Origin of the sequence: Legionella shakespearei DSM 23087, assembly GCF_000373765.1 — a bacterium.
GTDB lineage: Bacteria > Pseudomonadota > Gammaproteobacteria > Legionellales > Legionellaceae > Legionella > Legionella shakespearei.
Map to the genome: position 1 here is coordinate 100,437 of NZ_KB892381.1, position 16,919 is coordinate 117,355.

Consider the following 16,919-nt stretch of genomic DNA (forward strand, 5'->3'; position numbering starts at 1 on the left):
CAAAAAGACGCGCTCAGGACGATGTGATATCATGCCTCTTCATTCAAAAAATGGATCATAAGTCATGAAGATTAATAACCGCTTGTGTGCTGTAGCTCTGACTTCTCTTTTAAGTTCATCCACACTTTGTGCTGCTTCTCCCGAGAAACCCGCTTTAAAAGACGTGCTGCAAAAGTCGGCAGAGGAATATTATAATGAATACTCTAAAAAAGAATTGTTCACGGCCATAGCCGTCTCTGCATTTATCCCCCACGGAAAACACAACGAACCTGAAGACACAACCACCGTAGTTGCTGGCACTATGGGGCATCCTCCGTTCAACCAATTAATCACCAAAGACGATTTGTTTGACATAGGCAGTATCACCAAGTCATTCACTGCCCTTATTTTATTGCAGCTACAGGCCGAAGGTAAATTATCCCTGGATGATCCCTTAGGCAAATGGTTACCCCAATACGAAGAGTGGAAAGAAGTCACCCTGCGACGCTTACTGAATATGACCAGTGGCATCCCCAATTACTCGGCAGATCACGAGTTTGAACAAAAGATGATGGATGATTTAACCCGCGTATGGACGGATGAAGAGCTGATAGCCCACGCTCATCCAGAGAGGCCCATAGAATACAACGAAAATAACCCCTTTGATTACAGTAATACGAACTACATTCTTGCTGGCCTGGTTATAGAAAAGGTAACCCAGGATACTTTTGAAAATCAGTTACAAAAACGTATTGTTAAAGACCATTTGCATCATTCATATTATCCTGCAGGGCCCGGTGGCTCAGAAGTGCAAAAAGCAATCGAGAGCAAAAAGTTACATAATTATTTTTATGATGAAGACACTAAAATAATGTACGACACCTTTGACAACAGCCTGTCCTGGGCAGGAGCGGCAGGGGCTATTGTTGCCAATACGGAAGATGTAGTGCGTTGGGTGCAGTTACTTTATCATGGCACTTTGCTTCATCCTGAACATCGCGAAAAAGCATTGGCAGAACTCGAGTCAGTGGTTTCTATGAAAACAGGGCTTCCCATTGCTACGGTTACCGCTGAAGATCCCAGTGCCTTTGGATTAGGTGTTGGTTATCATTATGATGAACAATCCAAACAACGTTTCTGGACTTATCAGGGAAGTACCCTGGGGTTTCGCGTGATGTATTTGTGGAATCCCTGCAATGAAGTGATCACTGTAGTTGCCCTTAATAGTAAGGGCGGAGAAGGGAAGGAGTCATCCGAATTAGGTAACCAGATTGCTGCAGAAAATATAAAATTGTACAACAGTATTATTGATCTGTATCCTGATTTACGGTGTAGTTAAAGGGTATAATCAGTAACACTCAGATCGATGCAGGATCGCCTTCCCCTCACAGGGGGAAGGTGCCCGACAGGGCGGATGGGGGGATCAAAAAAGATTTTTTTATCAGTTAGACCATGCTGTTTTAGAGCTTGAGTTGTTTTTTTGATCCCCCCACCCGCCCTGTCGGGCACCCTCCCCCGGAGGTGGAGGGGCTACTTGCGAAGATCATCATGTTTATTTGCATCTTAATCCGATATTCCATAACTAATGAAGAATAAAAATGCCTATTTTTATAAATAAAAAAACCGATAAATTTTTTATAGCCATTGCCAAGGAAGTGGATCATTCCTTCATCATGTTCGGGATTTATGACCAGAACCAGGTAAACCATTTGCTGTGCAGGGTAGGGAAGTTTGTTGCTGAAGAGGATGAGCCTGACAGTAATGGATGCCTTCTTTTTACCAGGCGTCTCTTCAGCGCCTTTTTTTCCAGTGTTAAAGCCAGACTGACGAATGAACGGACGTTTCGCAACAAAGAGGGCAATATCCCCATCAGTTATCAGGCCTATGAAGCAAGTTATGAACAGTATCTGAACTTTATCCGCTTGTTGGAAAACCAGCAGACAGAAGAGAATGCCTTTCCTTGTTATAAACCAATAGAAAGTGACGGTGATAACGTAGTACTGGAAAAAACGAGTGAGTGTATTTACCCCCCTGATCCTGCGAAAGCGTGTCTGAAAGGAGAAACGGATGAATTATCTATAGATAATACCTGTCGCCACACGGCTATAAAGCTGATTGAAGAAATACAGCAGGAGCGTATATCATCTCAGGTTTCCTCTGAGTTTTTTATTAATCTGCCTTATGGAACCCAATTGAAATTTGGGGTGCCAACCAGGGATATCCCCTTTTATGTCTTGCCCCCATCTCCCCTGGCTTATCCTGATTTAGGAGACGTGAAGCTCAAAATTATCAAAAAACTGTATCACCGAATGGAAGAATTACTTCTGACAGAAGGGGATTCATTACAGACAGCAAATAAATTTAATTGCCTGAAAGATTTATACAATGAGATAACTGGACCACAAAAGGAACTCTCTTTAAATAAACTGTTAGTCAGCATTCAGTCATGGAAACAGGAACATAAAACAGTCTTGAATCAATTGCGAAAGACTTACTTTTGGGATGCATTCTTTAAAAGGGAATCTGCAACCATGACTCTGGTTAAAGAAATTGAACAGGATCTGCAACGAACGATACGCTTTTATTAGACAATATGGTATAATATTGAACTTCATGTGTGCGAGATGGAATCAATAGGAGCTTGCTGTGCCTGAAAAAAAGACATTTAAAGGGGGGGTGGATTTAAAATTTTTACCCCAGGCTGAATTTGAATCTTTAGAAAACAGAGCTCCTGAAGAGCATAATGCAATCACCGTGTGTAATGCCTTACGCTTATTAATGATGGGCTGGTCTTCGTCATGGAGTCAACTGTTTTCTTTAAACAATTTAAAAGCCGTCTTTATCAAGCGTGATCCTGAATTATTAAAAGAATTTCGCCTTGCCTTCCAGCAGGGGTTTGAACACCTGTTTACCCAGCTTGACGGCAAGCAGTTCAATGAAGAACAAATGGAGCAGATACAGATTTATTTAAGTAACTGCATGAGCCTGCTGCCTTATTCTGATTTAACCCCTTATGAATCCATTAAAATTCCACAATACACAGGCAATAAATGGGAATTCGTTGAATTCAGTGTCACGCCTATTGAATTGACCTCACATGCCCGGGGAAAACCTCGTGATCATGACCGTGTTTTTGCTTACGGCCTTGAGCCTGTCAGCAATCCCAACGCACGCTCTCAGTTAATCTTCATGGGCACCACCTATCCCGCAGGCCAGGGTTTTGTTCCTCAGGTTAAAACCGATTTAGAAGCTTTTGAAACAGTAGGAACTTCCTTATACGTAAGTGGCCGTACCAAAATCCGGGAATGGCTGTTAGAACAGAATTATAAAGTGAATGTCTGTGGTGTAAGTCTTGGGGGCTCTTTAAGTTTGTTGCTGGCAATGGATTTTGGTGATCTGCTCCATCGGGTTGATGCAATGAATCCGGCGGGACTACACGAATACCTGAATCAAAGCCCCTATGACCGTTGGGATGATTTACAATTTAAACCTCGTGTTGTGGTGCAGCAGCAAGGGAATGACCCCGTATCCTTGTTTGGAATATGGAAACTTGACTGGGATTTATTATGGATAGAGCCTCCCGAGGAAAAGCGTGGTCCTTTTTTCTTTCTGGATCACATCATGAATTGTGCCGGATTTGCAGACACATCATTTTCCCATTTGTCACCGGAAGACGAAAATTCCAAACGTAAAGCGCGCAATTTCTGGTTGTATAGCCTGGCGCGCAGTGCCATTTATTATCTGGGTATTATTCCAATAACTTATGTCATTCGTCCGGCTGTTCTTTTTACCCTCGATCATAAATTAATCGTGATACCGCTTGTATTAGCCGCTTTAGGCGCCTCTGTTTTAGCCATCCTCGGAGCTCTAAGCCTTATATCACCCGTGTTTGCCTTGACGGCAACTGCCTGTTTGTTGCTTGGTGGGGCGCTTTTGGCGACTCCGGCTTTAATCACTGCCATTTTTCAATCTGATAAAGAACAAGATAAAGAATATGCCGAACTGCATGATCCCAAACTTCCCAGAAATCAGGAAATGGATATTTATAATGTTGACAATAAAATAGAGGTCGATCTGACTTATAAAGAGTTAAATAACTACTACAAAGCGATACGCTGCGTACTGAAAGACAAGGAATTTTTACCGGAAGAAGAGGATAAGGCTGAGAAAAGGGATTTATTGGTTGCCAGCGAAAATCCGGACAATGCGGAACAGGTTATTACTTTGCAAAAGACCAAAGCAAAAGCAATTCATATTAAGAGGACATTGACTTTTATCGATCAAATAGGTATTGAGAATGAAGATAAATTAAAAACATGTCTGGAAAGGGACTATCAACGTTATTCTTTGGGGAAGCATTAATGCAACACATGAAAGGGAATTATCGACGTAAAAGCGTATTTTTTATTTTTTTTGTTCTTGCGTTCAATGGTTTTTCTGCTGAAAGTCAAACCCATCAGAACTCTGTTGATCCTACCGCACCTGGACCTTATTCTGTCGCTGTCGGGGAATACAAATTACCGGCCACGGTGGATCCTGACGTATTGGAATCTGAGGCCACTGAAGTTTGGGGAAAAATGTATTACCCTGAGTTCAGAACTGGAGAGAAGGCTCCCTTAATCGTTATGCTGCATGGCAACCACGGGACTTGCGGCACAGGCAGCAACCCGCGTTATGACAACAGTTGCACTTACACGCACTCAGGAACTTGTCCTGAAGGGTACACGGTGACACCCAATCATGAAGGCTATGATTATCTGGCCAATCATTTAGCCTCCTGGGGATATTGGGTCGTGAGCATTAATGCCAATCGCGGCATCACCTGTGGTGGAGGATCTGACGAGGATTACGGTTTGATTCTGGCTCGTGGCAGGTTGATTTTGAAACATCTGCAATTGTTACACCAATGGTCTGCTACCGGCGATGCCCCAACGTCAATTGGCCTTGGAAAAGAGGGATTGATAGGCCAACTGGATTTTGGTTCCGTAGGCTTGTTTGGTCATTCCCGGGGCGGTGAGGGCATACGTGCCGCGTACAATTTTTATAAAGACGAGTGCAGTCCCTGGCCTGAAAAGATTCCTGGTCTGGTGATTAAGGCGCTTTTTGAAGTGGGTGCTACGGACGGTTTATCCTCTCGCTTGCTGGATGCTGAGGGGGTTGTGTGGAATCAATTATTACCCATGTGTGATGGTGATGTGTCTGATCTTTCCGGCCGTTTTCCTTTTGAGCGTATGCTGGCTAATGATGAGAAAACTACTAAAGTACAAAAGTCCTTGTACGAGGTTTGGGGGGCTAATCATAATTATTTCAATACCCAATGGCAAACCAGTGATGCCTGGCGTTGCTCGGTGGGAACCCCCATTTTTGACCCCGACAAGAGTGAGTCTGTTGAGCAGCAAAATATAGCTAAAGCCAGTGTGTTTGCCTTTTTCCAAAGCCATATGGGGCAAAAGGAAGATTCAGGCCTGAACCAGTTATTTAATTCTCTGTATTCCTCACCTGAGGTCGTGACTCAGATTACTCAGGTAGACAGAGAATTCAGCCCTAGTCATGAGCCGGAAGAGAATGTGATTCTCGAGCGTTTTGACCAGGAAACAGGGACAAACAGTTCCGGTCATCTGAATCGTTTGTCTGGCATTGAGATGAAACACGAACGGCTGAAACGAAAACAACGGGCTGGATATATAGTCTGGCAGATGGCAGGTAAAGAGACGTATTTCAATGCTGTTGTTGCCGCTGATGGAGAGGGGATTGATTTAAGCGATTTCAAAACGCTGGATTTGCGCATAGGCCGTACCAGGAGCAAGCTCAACACAAGTGCCGCTACTGATTTCAGTATCCGTCTTGAAGATGCCTCCGGCACAGTCTCAGATGCTTTTCCGGTGAGTCATTATGCTTTGTTAAATAATAAAGACAATCATTCAAATCCGGTGTTTCAGACAGTGCGAATTCGTCTGGCAGATTTTAAAAATATTGATTTAGCCAGAATTCATGCCGTGCAGTTTATTTTTGATCTGACCGAAACGGGTGAATTGTATTTTGCCAATATTGAAGCAAACGGGCAAATTGGCCTGGGCGGTACTTTCGATAAACCTAGATTGCCCCATGTGACCGCCAGGTCTGAACAAACAATCTTGGCTAGTATGGAACACATAACGGTTCCTGCCGGACTCAATTCATTTAAAGTAATTCGGGTCAAAAAGGGTTTATCAAGCCAATCAGCAATTGAAATTGAGCTTTCCAGTATCATTCCTTTTCCGGTGATGGACAGTTTACCCGTGTTAACCATAGGCAAGCAGCAATTTACCTTAAGCCGTTATGCGGATCCGGATGGTTTGAACGTTATGGCGTTCACTCTGAATAATGCGCAATACAAGCAATTAAATCAGAACGACCCTGTAAGTTTGCTGTATGGCAAAAAATGGGAGTTCGGTATTTTGAAAAATGGTATAAAATAGCCTTTGAATTAACAGACTGAACCAAAGATAATCCTCTTCTCTTTAGGGGGAAGACTTCAAGTAAGGCTCGAAACTTAAAATATGGCACAGAGCAGTTCCCACTGCCATTAAGTTAAGCGCTACTCCGCCGTACCGCGGCTTGTCCGCGGTATCCAGAGATCTAAGTGCGAACTGAGATTCCTGGATCCCGCGGACAAGCCGCGGGACGGCGGAACTCCTTAACTTAATGGCAGTGGGAACTGCTCTGTGCCATATTTTAAGTTTCGAGCCTTGGCATGACGCCTCGCCTTTAGTTCATACTGTTATTTGTATCTTAATCTTATGTTGTGGAGTCAGTTTTTAATGCACCAATATCAGGATTTAATCGCCATTTTTGATGCCTGTTTTGTTCCGGATTACAACACTCGCCTGATTAAGGGCGATGACGAGCCGATTTATTTGCCTGCTGATGAGACGCGGCCTTATCATGCCATCTATTTTGCCCATGGCTTTTACAGCAGTGCCTTGCATGAGTGCTCCCATTGGCTGATAGCAGGTGAAGAACGCAGAAAACAGGTTGATTTTGGTTATTGGTACATGCCTGATGGACGTAATGCAGAACAACAGGCTTTATTTCAACAGGTTGAGGTCAAGCCACAGGCCATGGAGTGGATTCTTTCTGTCGCTGCCGGGCATAAGTTTCGAGTCAGTGTGGATAATCTGAATGGGGCTGAATCCGACACCGAAGCCTTTAAACAGGCTGTATACCAACAGGTAATGGACTATTGCAAAAAAGGTTTATCACCGCGTGCAGAGCGTTTTCGCAATGCTCTAAGTTCTTTCTATCAGACCCCGGCTGAATTAAACAGCCAGGCATTTTGCATTAATTCTCTTTAATATTTTGATCTGAATGTTTTTGCAATACCACCCCAAGAGTCCAGTCCAGGTTTTCATCTTTGGGGATGTAATTAATGGTCTGATCTGGATAAAGTCCGTATCCTTCGACCATTAACGCATAATAATAAGCGGAAAACAGGCAATACTGAGAGACGTAGTCATCTTCAGGAAAACGTTGGTTAATCTCATCCCATTGCTGATGACAAATTTCCAGGTCCGCTTGCTGAATCAGGTTTTGATTGGTTAGCTGGCTGTTTTCAAAATGAAAGAAGCTGCTGTCAGCAAGGTTTGATATCCCGCCAATGCTGTACCATGAATCAACAGGATTTGCGGCAAGCAAAGGTTGAATCTGGTTATTTACTTTATGTACTTCCGTCATTAATTTGGACACTTCCTGTTCACAGGAAAACGCATTTCCCTGGCCTGCATCACCGTCAGGCAGAGGATAATTATTGGAAAAACAGGATGGGGAATTAAGGAAATGATGTGACATTTCCGTTTGTCCCAATCCGAGAAAGCTTTGTACATACAAATTAAAATGCTGTCCATACAGATCCATTTCCACCTGTGATCTGGAATTGGTAGCCGAGTTTTTCCTGATGGGGAAAACGATTTGCACCGAAGCACCCCCCATGTCCATAACACCAACGGATTGAGTTTGTGCTGTTTGTAGCGTTCCGAGGTGATAGTTTACAGAAAGCCAATCGTATAAGGCTTCATCACTGCCCATAATGGTTTTTGCTTCAATAAGACGCCATTGGGATTGTCGCGAGAACCATGAACTCAGTTCATCGTAATATCTTTTTTGCTTGGATGCCGGTAACAGGCGCATTCCAGCCGTTGCATAAAAGTAGACGGGAACATGCTCTGGGGGCGCACCGGCCAAAAGAGTGCCTAAATACACATTAATCGTGTTCGCATTAGGCTCTATGCTGGCAAAACCGGGTGTGATTCTTTTGTTCCATATTTCATGGATATCAACTGGGGAATTGGTGTCGTCTGTATCGTATGCAAAAACATGTAATCTTGAGCCTGTACTTCCGGCATCCACTACGGCAATGCATTGATGTTCTTTACATGGGGAGGTTTCTGCGAAAGCAGAAGGACTAATTGCTACAAATACAGCGAGAAAAATCCAGAAACGCATGAGCAAAGGCCTGAAATCTAGGTGTGCACATGATACATTGTGTCTATTTTGTTGTCAATTTATTTCTGATATAATCGCGTCACCATCAGGGTGAACATTTTCAGGCGTTTATATCATGAAATCTCAAGAACAAAAAGGATCGCTTTACGCTATATTATCAGGGTTTTTATATGGATTTATAGGCTATTTTGGTTTAAGCGCGATGAATGGCAATTTGTCTGCAAGTACCATGCTGTTCTGGCGCTTTTTAATTTCCAGCGTGGTGATTCTGATTCTCTTGCTACCCAAAATCAGGAAAGTAAATGATTCCTACAAAAGCATGTTCATTGCATTCATGAGTGGAGCCTTGTATTACGGTATTTCCACCTTACTTTATTTCTATTCTTCAGGCTACATTGGCTCCGGTCTTGCCATGGTGATCTTTTTCACTTATCCGGTCATTATTATGCTCTTGAATTACTTTTTTTATGGCCAGTTTATTCCTCGAATTTACTATCTGGCTACGGCTATAATCCTGATAGGTATGATGCTGCTCATTGACATGAATGAGATAGCTTTTGACTTATCAGGGATATTGCTTGGTTTGGCATCGGCATTTTGTTATGCCTGTTATCTTGTTGCCAGCAAGAGAAACACGCTGTCTCCTGATGTTTCAACCTTGATGGTATGTCTCGGGTGCATGACGACCAGTTTGCTGGTTTCTTTTTTTAGTCACAGCTTTACGGTTCCGACAACTTTTCCGGTCTGGATTAATTTATTGGGTATAGGCATTGTTGCGACAGTAGTGCCTATTTTGCTGATGTTACATAGTTTGAAATACATCAGTTCTGAAAAAGCATCCATCTTGTCGGTTCTCGAACCTGTTTTTGTGGTGATTTTCGGGGTATTGTTGCTGGGTGAAGAATTAAAACCCTGGCATGCTTTGGGTATCGTGTTTGTTCTTGCCGGCGCTTTAATTACCCTGTTTAGCCATAAAATTAATCTGGAGCAAATTAAATACCGTTTATTCCGCAGTCAGTCATTAAGTTAACGTCAGTTTCGGATAAAACACGCTTCTTATCCATAATTCACGTTCACTTACAGCGGTTTATAAATCTGAATTGAGCCAGGCTTCAATGAGTTCATGATCGATTGTATTGAGAAGGGCAGGTGCATGGCCTGCATCTTCCACTGTGTAGACGTGAGTGTTTTCATGAATTCGTTGCATTTTCTTGATAATCTGAGTGGTCAGTAAATCTGACTGTGCGCCGTGGATGACCAACACGGGACATCTCACCTTTTGCCAGATAGGCCAGAGATCAATGTCATATAAAATTCCTTCCAGTGCTTTGTGCGGGTGATGAAAAAACTCGGAAATAACCTGGGTGGTTGATTTGGGGGTCTTTACACCAGGATCAACTCGGCCAACGTACAGATTGTCAGCACGTTGTTCAATACTATTGGCAGTGAAGGTATCCCATTGCTTTTCAGTCAAAGGGCCAAATTGGGCATAATTTAATTTAAAATATTCCTTGGCTTCCGTTACGCTTTTAAATTCGCGTCGGGTGTCTGCATACTTGGCTATTCTTTTCAGACCAAAAAGAGGCACTTGTGGGCCAATATCATTCAATACCAGACGTTTGATTGGAGAATTAGGCAGGGCTGCGAGCATCATGCCGATTAGTCCTCCCATTGACGTGCCTATCCAGTCAATCTGTTGGGCATGCGTCCGCGCAATCATGCTGGTCATGTCTGATACATATTGGGTGAAATTATAATGATGAGGTTGGGCAAACCAGGAACTGTCACCTCGTCCTGCCACATCAGGACAAAACACATGGCGCCCGTTCATGCTCAGGTGATAAGCCAAAGCATCAAAGTCGCGAGAGTTGCGCAAATATCCATGCACACAGATTACAGTAGGAAGTTCGAGTTCTGAACTTCCCCATTCTGTGTAGGCAATATTATGGAATCCCTCATCAGAGACACCAAGATAACTGTGTTTTTTCATTTGCTAAGGGCTAATACCAGTTTCCACTGTAACTGCCAGAGCCACCGCAGCATGAATTTGATGGAGGCGGGGGAGGGCAGCAATTCGATGCACAACTACTGCATAATGCTGCTGCAGTGATTACAGCTAAGGCCAATATTATTTTTTTCATCGCCTATCCTTGCTTTGTTATGTATTTTAAATATACGCCATGTTTTTTGATTTAGCCAATCGTTTTGATTTTATAAAAATTGTAGCCCGTATTAGGCGTCAGCCGTAATACGGGAATTAGCTCATTGCCACTTCGATCCCGTATTACGGCTGACGCCTAAATACGGGCTACACTCGCTTAATCCGCAACAAAAATTCCGCTCCTTAACAGTCGCGGCTCGGTTTTCTGATGCACGATAAAGTCAATACAAACGCACGGAAACCGAGCCGCGACCGTCAGGAAGCGGAACAGTTCTATTGGCACATGCTGCGCTCAGGACGACGTGGATCGGAATGAGGATTAATCCAAAATACCCTGACACTTGCCGCCGTCTTTAATCAGCGTTACCACACTGTCTCGGGTCAATACAAGAAAGCCGCAATCTATGCTGGGGCCGAAAATAGAGTCCAGCTTGTAACCAAACTGGTAGGACTTATCTTTTGGTCCTCTGCCTGTATGACTGTTACCCAACGACCCTGAATTTTTCTTTTCCACTGAAAAACCAATTGCCGCCGCTCTTTTGTCATTGGTTTTTACGGTAACCTTAATGGTTTCTTCAGCAAAAGACTGGAGGCTAATCGATGTGAGTACAGCACAGCTTATAGCTTTTATATTGAATTTAATCATCCTTGATCCTTTTGTCAGGTTAATTCCATTAAATCAACTTTCTATCATGAACCAGAACAGTGCTCCTTGTCCAGTGACAGGTTTAAGCGGAATTATTCTTCCAGAATGAGCAGCCATTGTAATTTCCACAATTCATAAAGAAAAATCTGATTGTCTTCACTGGAGAGATAAGAATGAATGTGTTGTTCTCTTATAAAGCGATTATTGGCAATCAGGCTTAATAATTCCGGTGAAACACCGTCAATATCCCATTCACAGCCATTAACATACAATTGATACTCAGCCTTATCTGAAGACTGATATGCAAAACGGCAGGATGGATCTCGCACCAGGCCTGGCGATTCTGACAGTTCAGCAACAAACTCTTCCAAAGAAATGAGTTCCTCTTCTTCCAAAGGCATGGATAATTGCTGTTCAGCCTGCTGATCAAGCCGGGTAGCAAAACAGCCAAACCAGGATTTCATGGTTTTATCGTCGTCCAGTAACTGCTGGATTAATTTTTTTGCCTGCTGCCATGCCGCATCAGGCAGTTCAGAACTGTGTTGCTGATGACTCCAGTCCGGATCGCGGTATAAGGCTTTGAAGGATTCCTTTTCCGAGAGGTAATCACTTAAACTATCCAGTATTTCCTGCCCCTGGTAGCTGCGATAGCCGAAGGAATAGGTCATGCATTCATCGGATAAGGAAATGCCATAATGGCCTATGTGCGGGGGTAAATAGAGCATATCCCCTTCTTCAAGAACGAATTGCTCTTCAATGTTAAATTCATCCATGATGCGCAGTTCAAGATCTTTAATGTAATTTTCAGGAGTGCATTTTTGCGAGGTTAAAGACCATTCACGCCGTCCTTTAGCCTGATATAAAAAGACATCATAATTATCATAATGCGGTCCAACAGAACCCTTCATGGTGGCATAACTTATCATGACGTCATCAATACGCCATTGCGGAATAAAATCAAAATGCTCAAGCAAACCATAGATTTCGGGAACGACTCTGTCAACGCCCTGAACCAGCAAGGTCCAATGGCTTTCGGGCAGCTCTGCGAAGTCTTCGTCTGTAAAAGGCCCTCTTTTTAAATGCCATTGGGTGGTTTGCTCTGGTGTTTCTGAAACAATTCGGCTTTCCATGTCGTCTTCGAGGGCAAGGCCTGCCAGCTCATCGGGTGATAAGGCATTGATAAAATCGGGTATGGCATTACGGATGACCAGCGGTTTTTTTTGCCAGTATTCGCTGAGAAAAGTGTTTAAAGAGATTTCCTGAAAATGGATCATATGCTTATCGGCTGCTTTAATTTATCGTGGGCGATTTATACACCTCACCGCACATTTAGGCAATACACACTGAACTACGTCGTCCTGAGCGCGTCTTTTTGCACGAAGGATCTCCTGAAAGCGGCATGGTGCCAGTATTTGGAGATCCTTCGCGCAAAAAGACGCGCTCAGGACGACGTGAATCTGGGTGAAATTGATCCGGAATAGCACAGTGCGTAGCCCGGTCTGCTTGCAGCCGGGATCGATGTAGCAATAGGTTAATCCCCGTATTACGGCTGGCGCCTAATACGGGCTATCTGGCATTGATTCCGACATTCCTTGGCTTGTCCGAGGGGTCCAGGGNAGAAACACAGTCCCTGCCAGTATAACTGTTCCGCTTCCTGACGGTCGCGGCTCGGTTTTCGTGCGTTCTTAGATACTTCATCGGGCACCGGAAACCGAGCCGCGACCGTCAGGAAGCGGAATTTTTTGTCTTCCTCATTCTACCTTCATTTCAGCCTTGGTTTTTTAATTAAAGATGCTTTGTTTTTACTCAAAAGTAATCTTAAGCTTTTGAACAACCTCACTGTATTTTTCTTATCATCCGATGTATCCGTCTCTTTTTCAGGCTTCAAACGCAGTTCCTCATAACGAGACAAGAACGAAGAGAGTTCAGGAGCTAGGTCGGGCGCTTTCTCACTCAATGACCGACATTGTTGCTTCAGGGTGCTTGAGGGTTCAACAGGAACATTAAAACGTCTGAACTCTTTTTGCAGGCGATGGTATTCAATTAATAAAGGATCCTGAGACCTTTTTTGCCGCCATTGATAAAACAAACCGAAAAAAACGAGAAACAGCAGTGACAGGGCGACGGCTGCCTGCAGTAATTGTCCCATCCTCCATTCACCCAAACCGGCTTTTGACAGCAACTCTTTCTGTGTCTCCTGGTTGTAAAACAATAACCAGCGCTCAGCAAAAAATTGGGCTGACTCCAGAAATAATCGGGTGCGGGCAAACCATGACATACCAGAGGTATCCACATGGTCACTTTGATTCAGGCGAGAGGCCTGGGCATCAAGAATTTGTTGATCAATACGCTCGGCAGCTATAAACGATGTAGGATCCAACGGTTTCCACCCCACGCCTTTCTGCCAATATTCCAGCCAGGCATGGGCATCACTTTGTTTCACTGTCATATAGTGCGCCACAGGATTCCATTCACCACCCTGATATCCCACGATGACCCGCGCAGGGATGCCTGCCGAGCGCAAGATAAGCGTGACAGCACTGGCGTAATGTTCACAAAAGCCCTTGCGGGTATCAAACCAGAAATTGTCCATTTGATGGTTCGAATTAGGCAATGCCGGAGGGCTTAAAGTATACCAATAAGGTTGCTGGTTGATGTAGGTGCGTAAAAAAGCAATAAAAGATTCCGGGTTGTTATTAAGCCGCGCAAATTGCGCTTGGGCCCAGGCTTTGATGCGCGGATTCATTGTTTTAGGAAATTGGGTATTCTGGAGAAGTTCTCTTGGCGTTAAATCCTGATAGGGAGGAGTGTGCGACTTGACCTGATACGCAAAACGCTGGCCAATTATTTCCTTATTTTTACTGATTAATCCCGAATCAGATGAAAACAATAAATCAGGGCCACCTGCCACAGGATAACCAAGATAGAACAACCATTTCTTTTGGTGCGGTTCTAATATTACTTCATAATCAGGTACTGAATCTGCTGGTATGTTGGGTAAAGGAGTGAACTCTGTAGCAGGGCGGTCAACGGGATTCCAGCTTATGCCATTGTAAAAGCTTAAAATCAAACCCTGCCAATAGCCATTCAAAACGGGTTTGTTATGAAAAGTAACGCGAAGGGCGGTGCTGTCATCGCTAAATAAGTCAATAATGGAGCCAGGGCTCATTTTTTCACTAAAACCGGTTTGACTCTGCCCCAGAGAAGGCACTTGCCATAAAGGATTAGCGATGCGGGGAAAAATATAAAAAAGCAGGATACTCAAAGGGATGGCAATCAGTACCTGCTTTACGCTCCTGCTACCGATTTGCTTCAGGGAGGCCTGATTGGCGCTGAGTTTCAGCATTAAAGACAAATTGGCAACGACAGCAATAAGCATGTAAATGATGATCCACAATTCCTGTGTGACAATTAATGCTGAAAAAATAAGGTAAAAATTGCAGAGTGTCAGTACTTTCAAATCGCGTATGGTATGTGTTTCTATGGTTTTTAACCCTATAAAGGTCAGCAAAAAGCCTACAAAAAAACCACTGGAGATAATAGTGCCGTATTGAATTTTCAATAAAATCATGCAGAGCACTACTAAGGAAAAACGTATCCAGGCACTAAGCAAGGGAATGCAATAATAATCTGCTATCAGCCTGTATCCAATGGCCGATAAAACCAAAAGAAACAACCACCAGGGAGCTGTTGCAAAATGGGGAAGATAACAAATGAACATGACGAACAGGGCATGACGTGTCACCATCATGAGGGTGTGTTGAGAAGGGGCACTGTTCATTAGTAGGTTGCCAATTGGCGCAGACAAGCCTGCAAATGCTCTTCGCCTTGAGCAAATGGACTGGAGTAGTGGCCTAATTCCAGACCATAAATGCGATTGTCTGCTTCTGCGTTAACAAGCCAGTAACTCAAATGCGCAAGTCTTGACTCCAGATTGTCCGCAGGTAAATCATTTAAGCGGAACAGCCAATAATCCCCCTCACTGTTATTTCTGGTTTTAAGATACCAGCCTTGTCCTTTGGCTGCGATTTTCCAGGCAATAAGATTGGGTTGGCTCCAGGGATCTTCCACTTGTTTCAAATCATAAATTTCATCATCTCCTGGTATGTCTCTTTTACGTGCCTGATGCAAAGAAACGGGGGATGGCCAGAATTCAGGAGAAACAGGTTCAGGATAAACGTAATAATGCGCATCGAAACTGGCATAGCCCCAAACCCGGAAAATACCAAAAGGAAAAAGGCTGGATATCACAATGCGGGGCAGGGGAAAACAACCGCGCTGTGATGTTTCTATAGGTAAGACATATTGTATGCCTTCTGGCGGAATCTTTTCCAGACGGCTTGCGGGCTGATTGGCCAGTTTGAATTCAAGACCATAACGCATTTTGTGATTACCCTGAATCAGCACAGTGATTTGTGCCGGTGTACCGCTTTGCGCGTCTTTTATCGCAATCAGTTTAATGGACAACTCCTTAAGATTGGCATGTGCTTCCCAGGCGCTTACCAGGCCAATGACGGCGAGAAGAAAGGTCATGAGGAAGACGGTGCTGATTTGATAATTAATTGCCCCTGAAAAGAGGGTAAGCAGGAGAAAACCATAAGCGCAGCCAAAGCCAGAAGGTAAAATATACACCTTGTTCGCTTCAAGGATTTGCGGATTACCCACTGTTTTTCTTTTTTTAATCCATTGATTCCAATAATTAAAGCCCTTGGTCTTTAGATAAGTGATCACACTGGAACCTCAACTTCATTCATTAACAATTCCGTTGCTGACAATTGAATCTGAGCTTTTTTAATAATCAAACGATGGTTTACCACCGCAGGCATCACGGCCTGTATGTCATCAGGGCGAATAAAATCACGTTCATCCGTTCTGGCGTAAGCCTGAGCGGCACGAATCAGGCCTATGCCCGCCCTTGGGCTCAGCCCATGATGGAACCATCCCTGATTGCGGCTGGCCAGAAGCAGCGATTGTACGTAATCCAGCACTAAATCAGAAACCGTGACGCTTTGGCTTTCTCTTTGCAATTCCAGCAACTGCTCAGGAGTTATGATGGGCTCCAGTTTCATTAACCGGTCATTCATCTCAGGGGAGCGTAACAGTTTGCGTTCTGCATCAGGCGGTGGGTACCCTATAACCAGACGCATCAGGAAGCGATCCAGTTGCGATTCAGGCAAAGGATAGGTTCCGGTATGGTAAGAGGGGTTTTGGGTGGCAATCACAAAAAAGGGATTGGGCAGCGGTTCAGTACCTTCATCTGTTGTGACCTGACGCTCTTCCATGGCTTCCAGTAACGCACTCTGGGTTTTAGGTGTAGCACGGTTAATTTCATCCGCCAGAATCAATTGTGAGAATATGGGGCCTTTGTGAAAGTGAAATGAATGCTGTTGTGTGTCAAAAACCGACACACCCAGGAGATCGCTGGGCAGCAAATCGCTGGTAAACTGAATACGCCTGTACTGCATTCCGGTAAATTGCGCCAGAGCATGGCTAAATGTAGTTTTTCCCATGCCGGGAATGTCTTCAAGGAGCAAATGGCCATTAGCCAATAAACAACTCACCCCGAGCCGAATCACCTCATCTTTTCCTAACAGGGTTCGACCTAATGCCTGTTGTAATTGTTTTATCATATGAAGTCATATTCTATAAGAT

The 16,919-nt window shown here is 43.9% G+C and carries 13 protein-coding genes; 6 read left to right on the forward strand and 7 right to left on the reverse strand.

Features of this window, described 5'->3' with window-relative positions; genetic code table 11:
• Positions 1–64 precede the first annotated feature (64 nt).
• The 5 genes from B094_RS0100415 to B094_RS0100435 all read left to right on the forward strand — a co-directional run bounded on the left by B094_RS0100415 (position 65) and on the right by B094_RS0100435 (position 7,313).
• On the forward strand, positions 65–1,318 hold the full coding sequence (locus tag B094_RS0100415; protein WP_018575814.1) for a serine hydrolase domain-containing protein: 1,254 nt from the start codon (positions 65–67) through the stop codon (positions 1,316–1,318).
• 259 nt (positions 1,319–1,577) lie between these two features.
• Entirely contained in the window at positions 1,578–2,567 is a 990-nt protein-coding gene (locus tag B094_RS0100420; RefSeq protein ID WP_018575815.1) for a hypothetical protein, read from the forward strand.
• Positions 2,568–2,625: 58 nt separating this feature from the next.
• The gene (locus B094_RS0100425) at positions 2,626–4,341 is read left to right on the forward strand and encodes a hypothetical protein (RefSeq protein WP_018575816.1); all 1,716 of its coding nucleotides are present in this window, start codon (positions 2,626–2,628) and stop codon (positions 4,339–4,341) included.
• On the forward strand, positions 4,341–6,437 hold the full coding sequence (locus B094_RS0100430; RefSeq protein WP_018575817.1) for an alpha/beta hydrolase: 2,097 nt from the start codon (positions 4,341–4,343) through the stop codon (positions 6,435–6,437). Before B094_RS0100425 ends, B094_RS0100430 begins: the two co-directional genes overlap by 1 nt.
• Positions 6,438–6,779: 342 nt before the next feature.
• Complete coding sequence (locus B094_RS0100435; protein WP_018575818.1) at positions 6,780–7,313, forward strand: elongation factor P hydroxylase; 534 nt, start codon at positions 6,780–6,782, stop codon at positions 7,311–7,313.
• Here B094_RS0100435 and B094_RS0100440 read toward each other — a convergent pair.
• Complete coding sequence (locus B094_RS0100440; protein WP_018575819.1) at positions 7,300–8,460, reverse strand: acetate and sugar kinases/Hsc70/actin family protein; 1,161 nt, start codon at positions 8,458–8,460, stop codon at positions 7,300–7,302. The two genes, B094_RS0100435 and B094_RS0100440, sit on opposite strands and share 14 nt — an antisense overlap.
• A gap of 115 nt (positions 8,461–8,575) precedes the next feature.
• On the opposite strand from B094_RS0100440, the gene B094_RS0100445 reads away from it, so the two are divergent.
• A complete protein-coding gene (locus B094_RS0100445) occupies positions 8,576–9,490 on the forward strand; it encodes a DMT family transporter (protein WP_018575820.1) in 915 nt (304 codons plus the stop codon).
• 57 nt (positions 9,491–9,547) lie between these two features.
• Here B094_RS0100445 and B094_RS0100450 read toward each other — a convergent pair whose 3' ends face one another.
• From B094_RS0100450 to B094_RS0100480, 6 genes are all read right to left on the reverse strand, one after another.
• A complete protein-coding gene (locus B094_RS0100450; protein WP_018575821.1) occupies positions 9,548–10,450 on the reverse strand; it encodes an alpha/beta fold hydrolase in 903 nt (300 codons plus the stop codon).
• A 490-nt stretch (positions 10,451–10,940) separates the two neighbouring features.
• On the reverse strand, positions 10,941–11,267 hold the full coding sequence (locus B094_RS0100455) for a hypothetical protein (RefSeq protein ID WP_018575822.1): 327 nt from the start codon (positions 11,265–11,267) through the stop codon (positions 10,941–10,943).
• Positions 11,268–11,359: 92 nt separating this feature from the next.
• Complete coding sequence (locus tag B094_RS0100460; protein ID WP_018575823.1) at positions 11,360–12,541, reverse strand: JmjC domain-containing protein; 1,182 nt, start codon at positions 12,539–12,541, stop codon at positions 11,360–11,362.
• 488 nt (positions 12,542–13,029) lie between these two features.
• Positions 13,030–15,048 (reverse strand): transglutaminase TgpA family protein, encoded by a 2,019-nt coding sequence (locus B094_RS0100470; protein WP_018575825.1) that lies wholly within the window; start codon positions 15,046–15,048, stop codon positions 13,030–13,032.
• The gene (locus B094_RS0100475; RefSeq protein WP_018575826.1) at positions 15,048–15,998 is read right to left on the reverse strand and encodes a hypothetical protein; all 951 of its coding nucleotides are present in this window, start codon (positions 15,996–15,998) and stop codon (positions 15,048–15,050) included. Before B094_RS0100475 ends, B094_RS0100470 begins: the two co-directional genes overlap by 1 nt.
• Positions 15,995–16,897: an AAA family ATPase gene (locus tag B094_RS0100480; RefSeq protein ID WP_018575827.1), complete on the reverse strand. Its 903-nt coding sequence runs from the start codon at positions 16,895–16,897 to the stop codon at positions 15,995–15,997. The genes B094_RS0100475 and B094_RS0100480 overlap by 4 nt, the downstream gene beginning before the upstream one ends.
• Positions 16,898–16,919 lie beyond the last annotated feature (22 nt).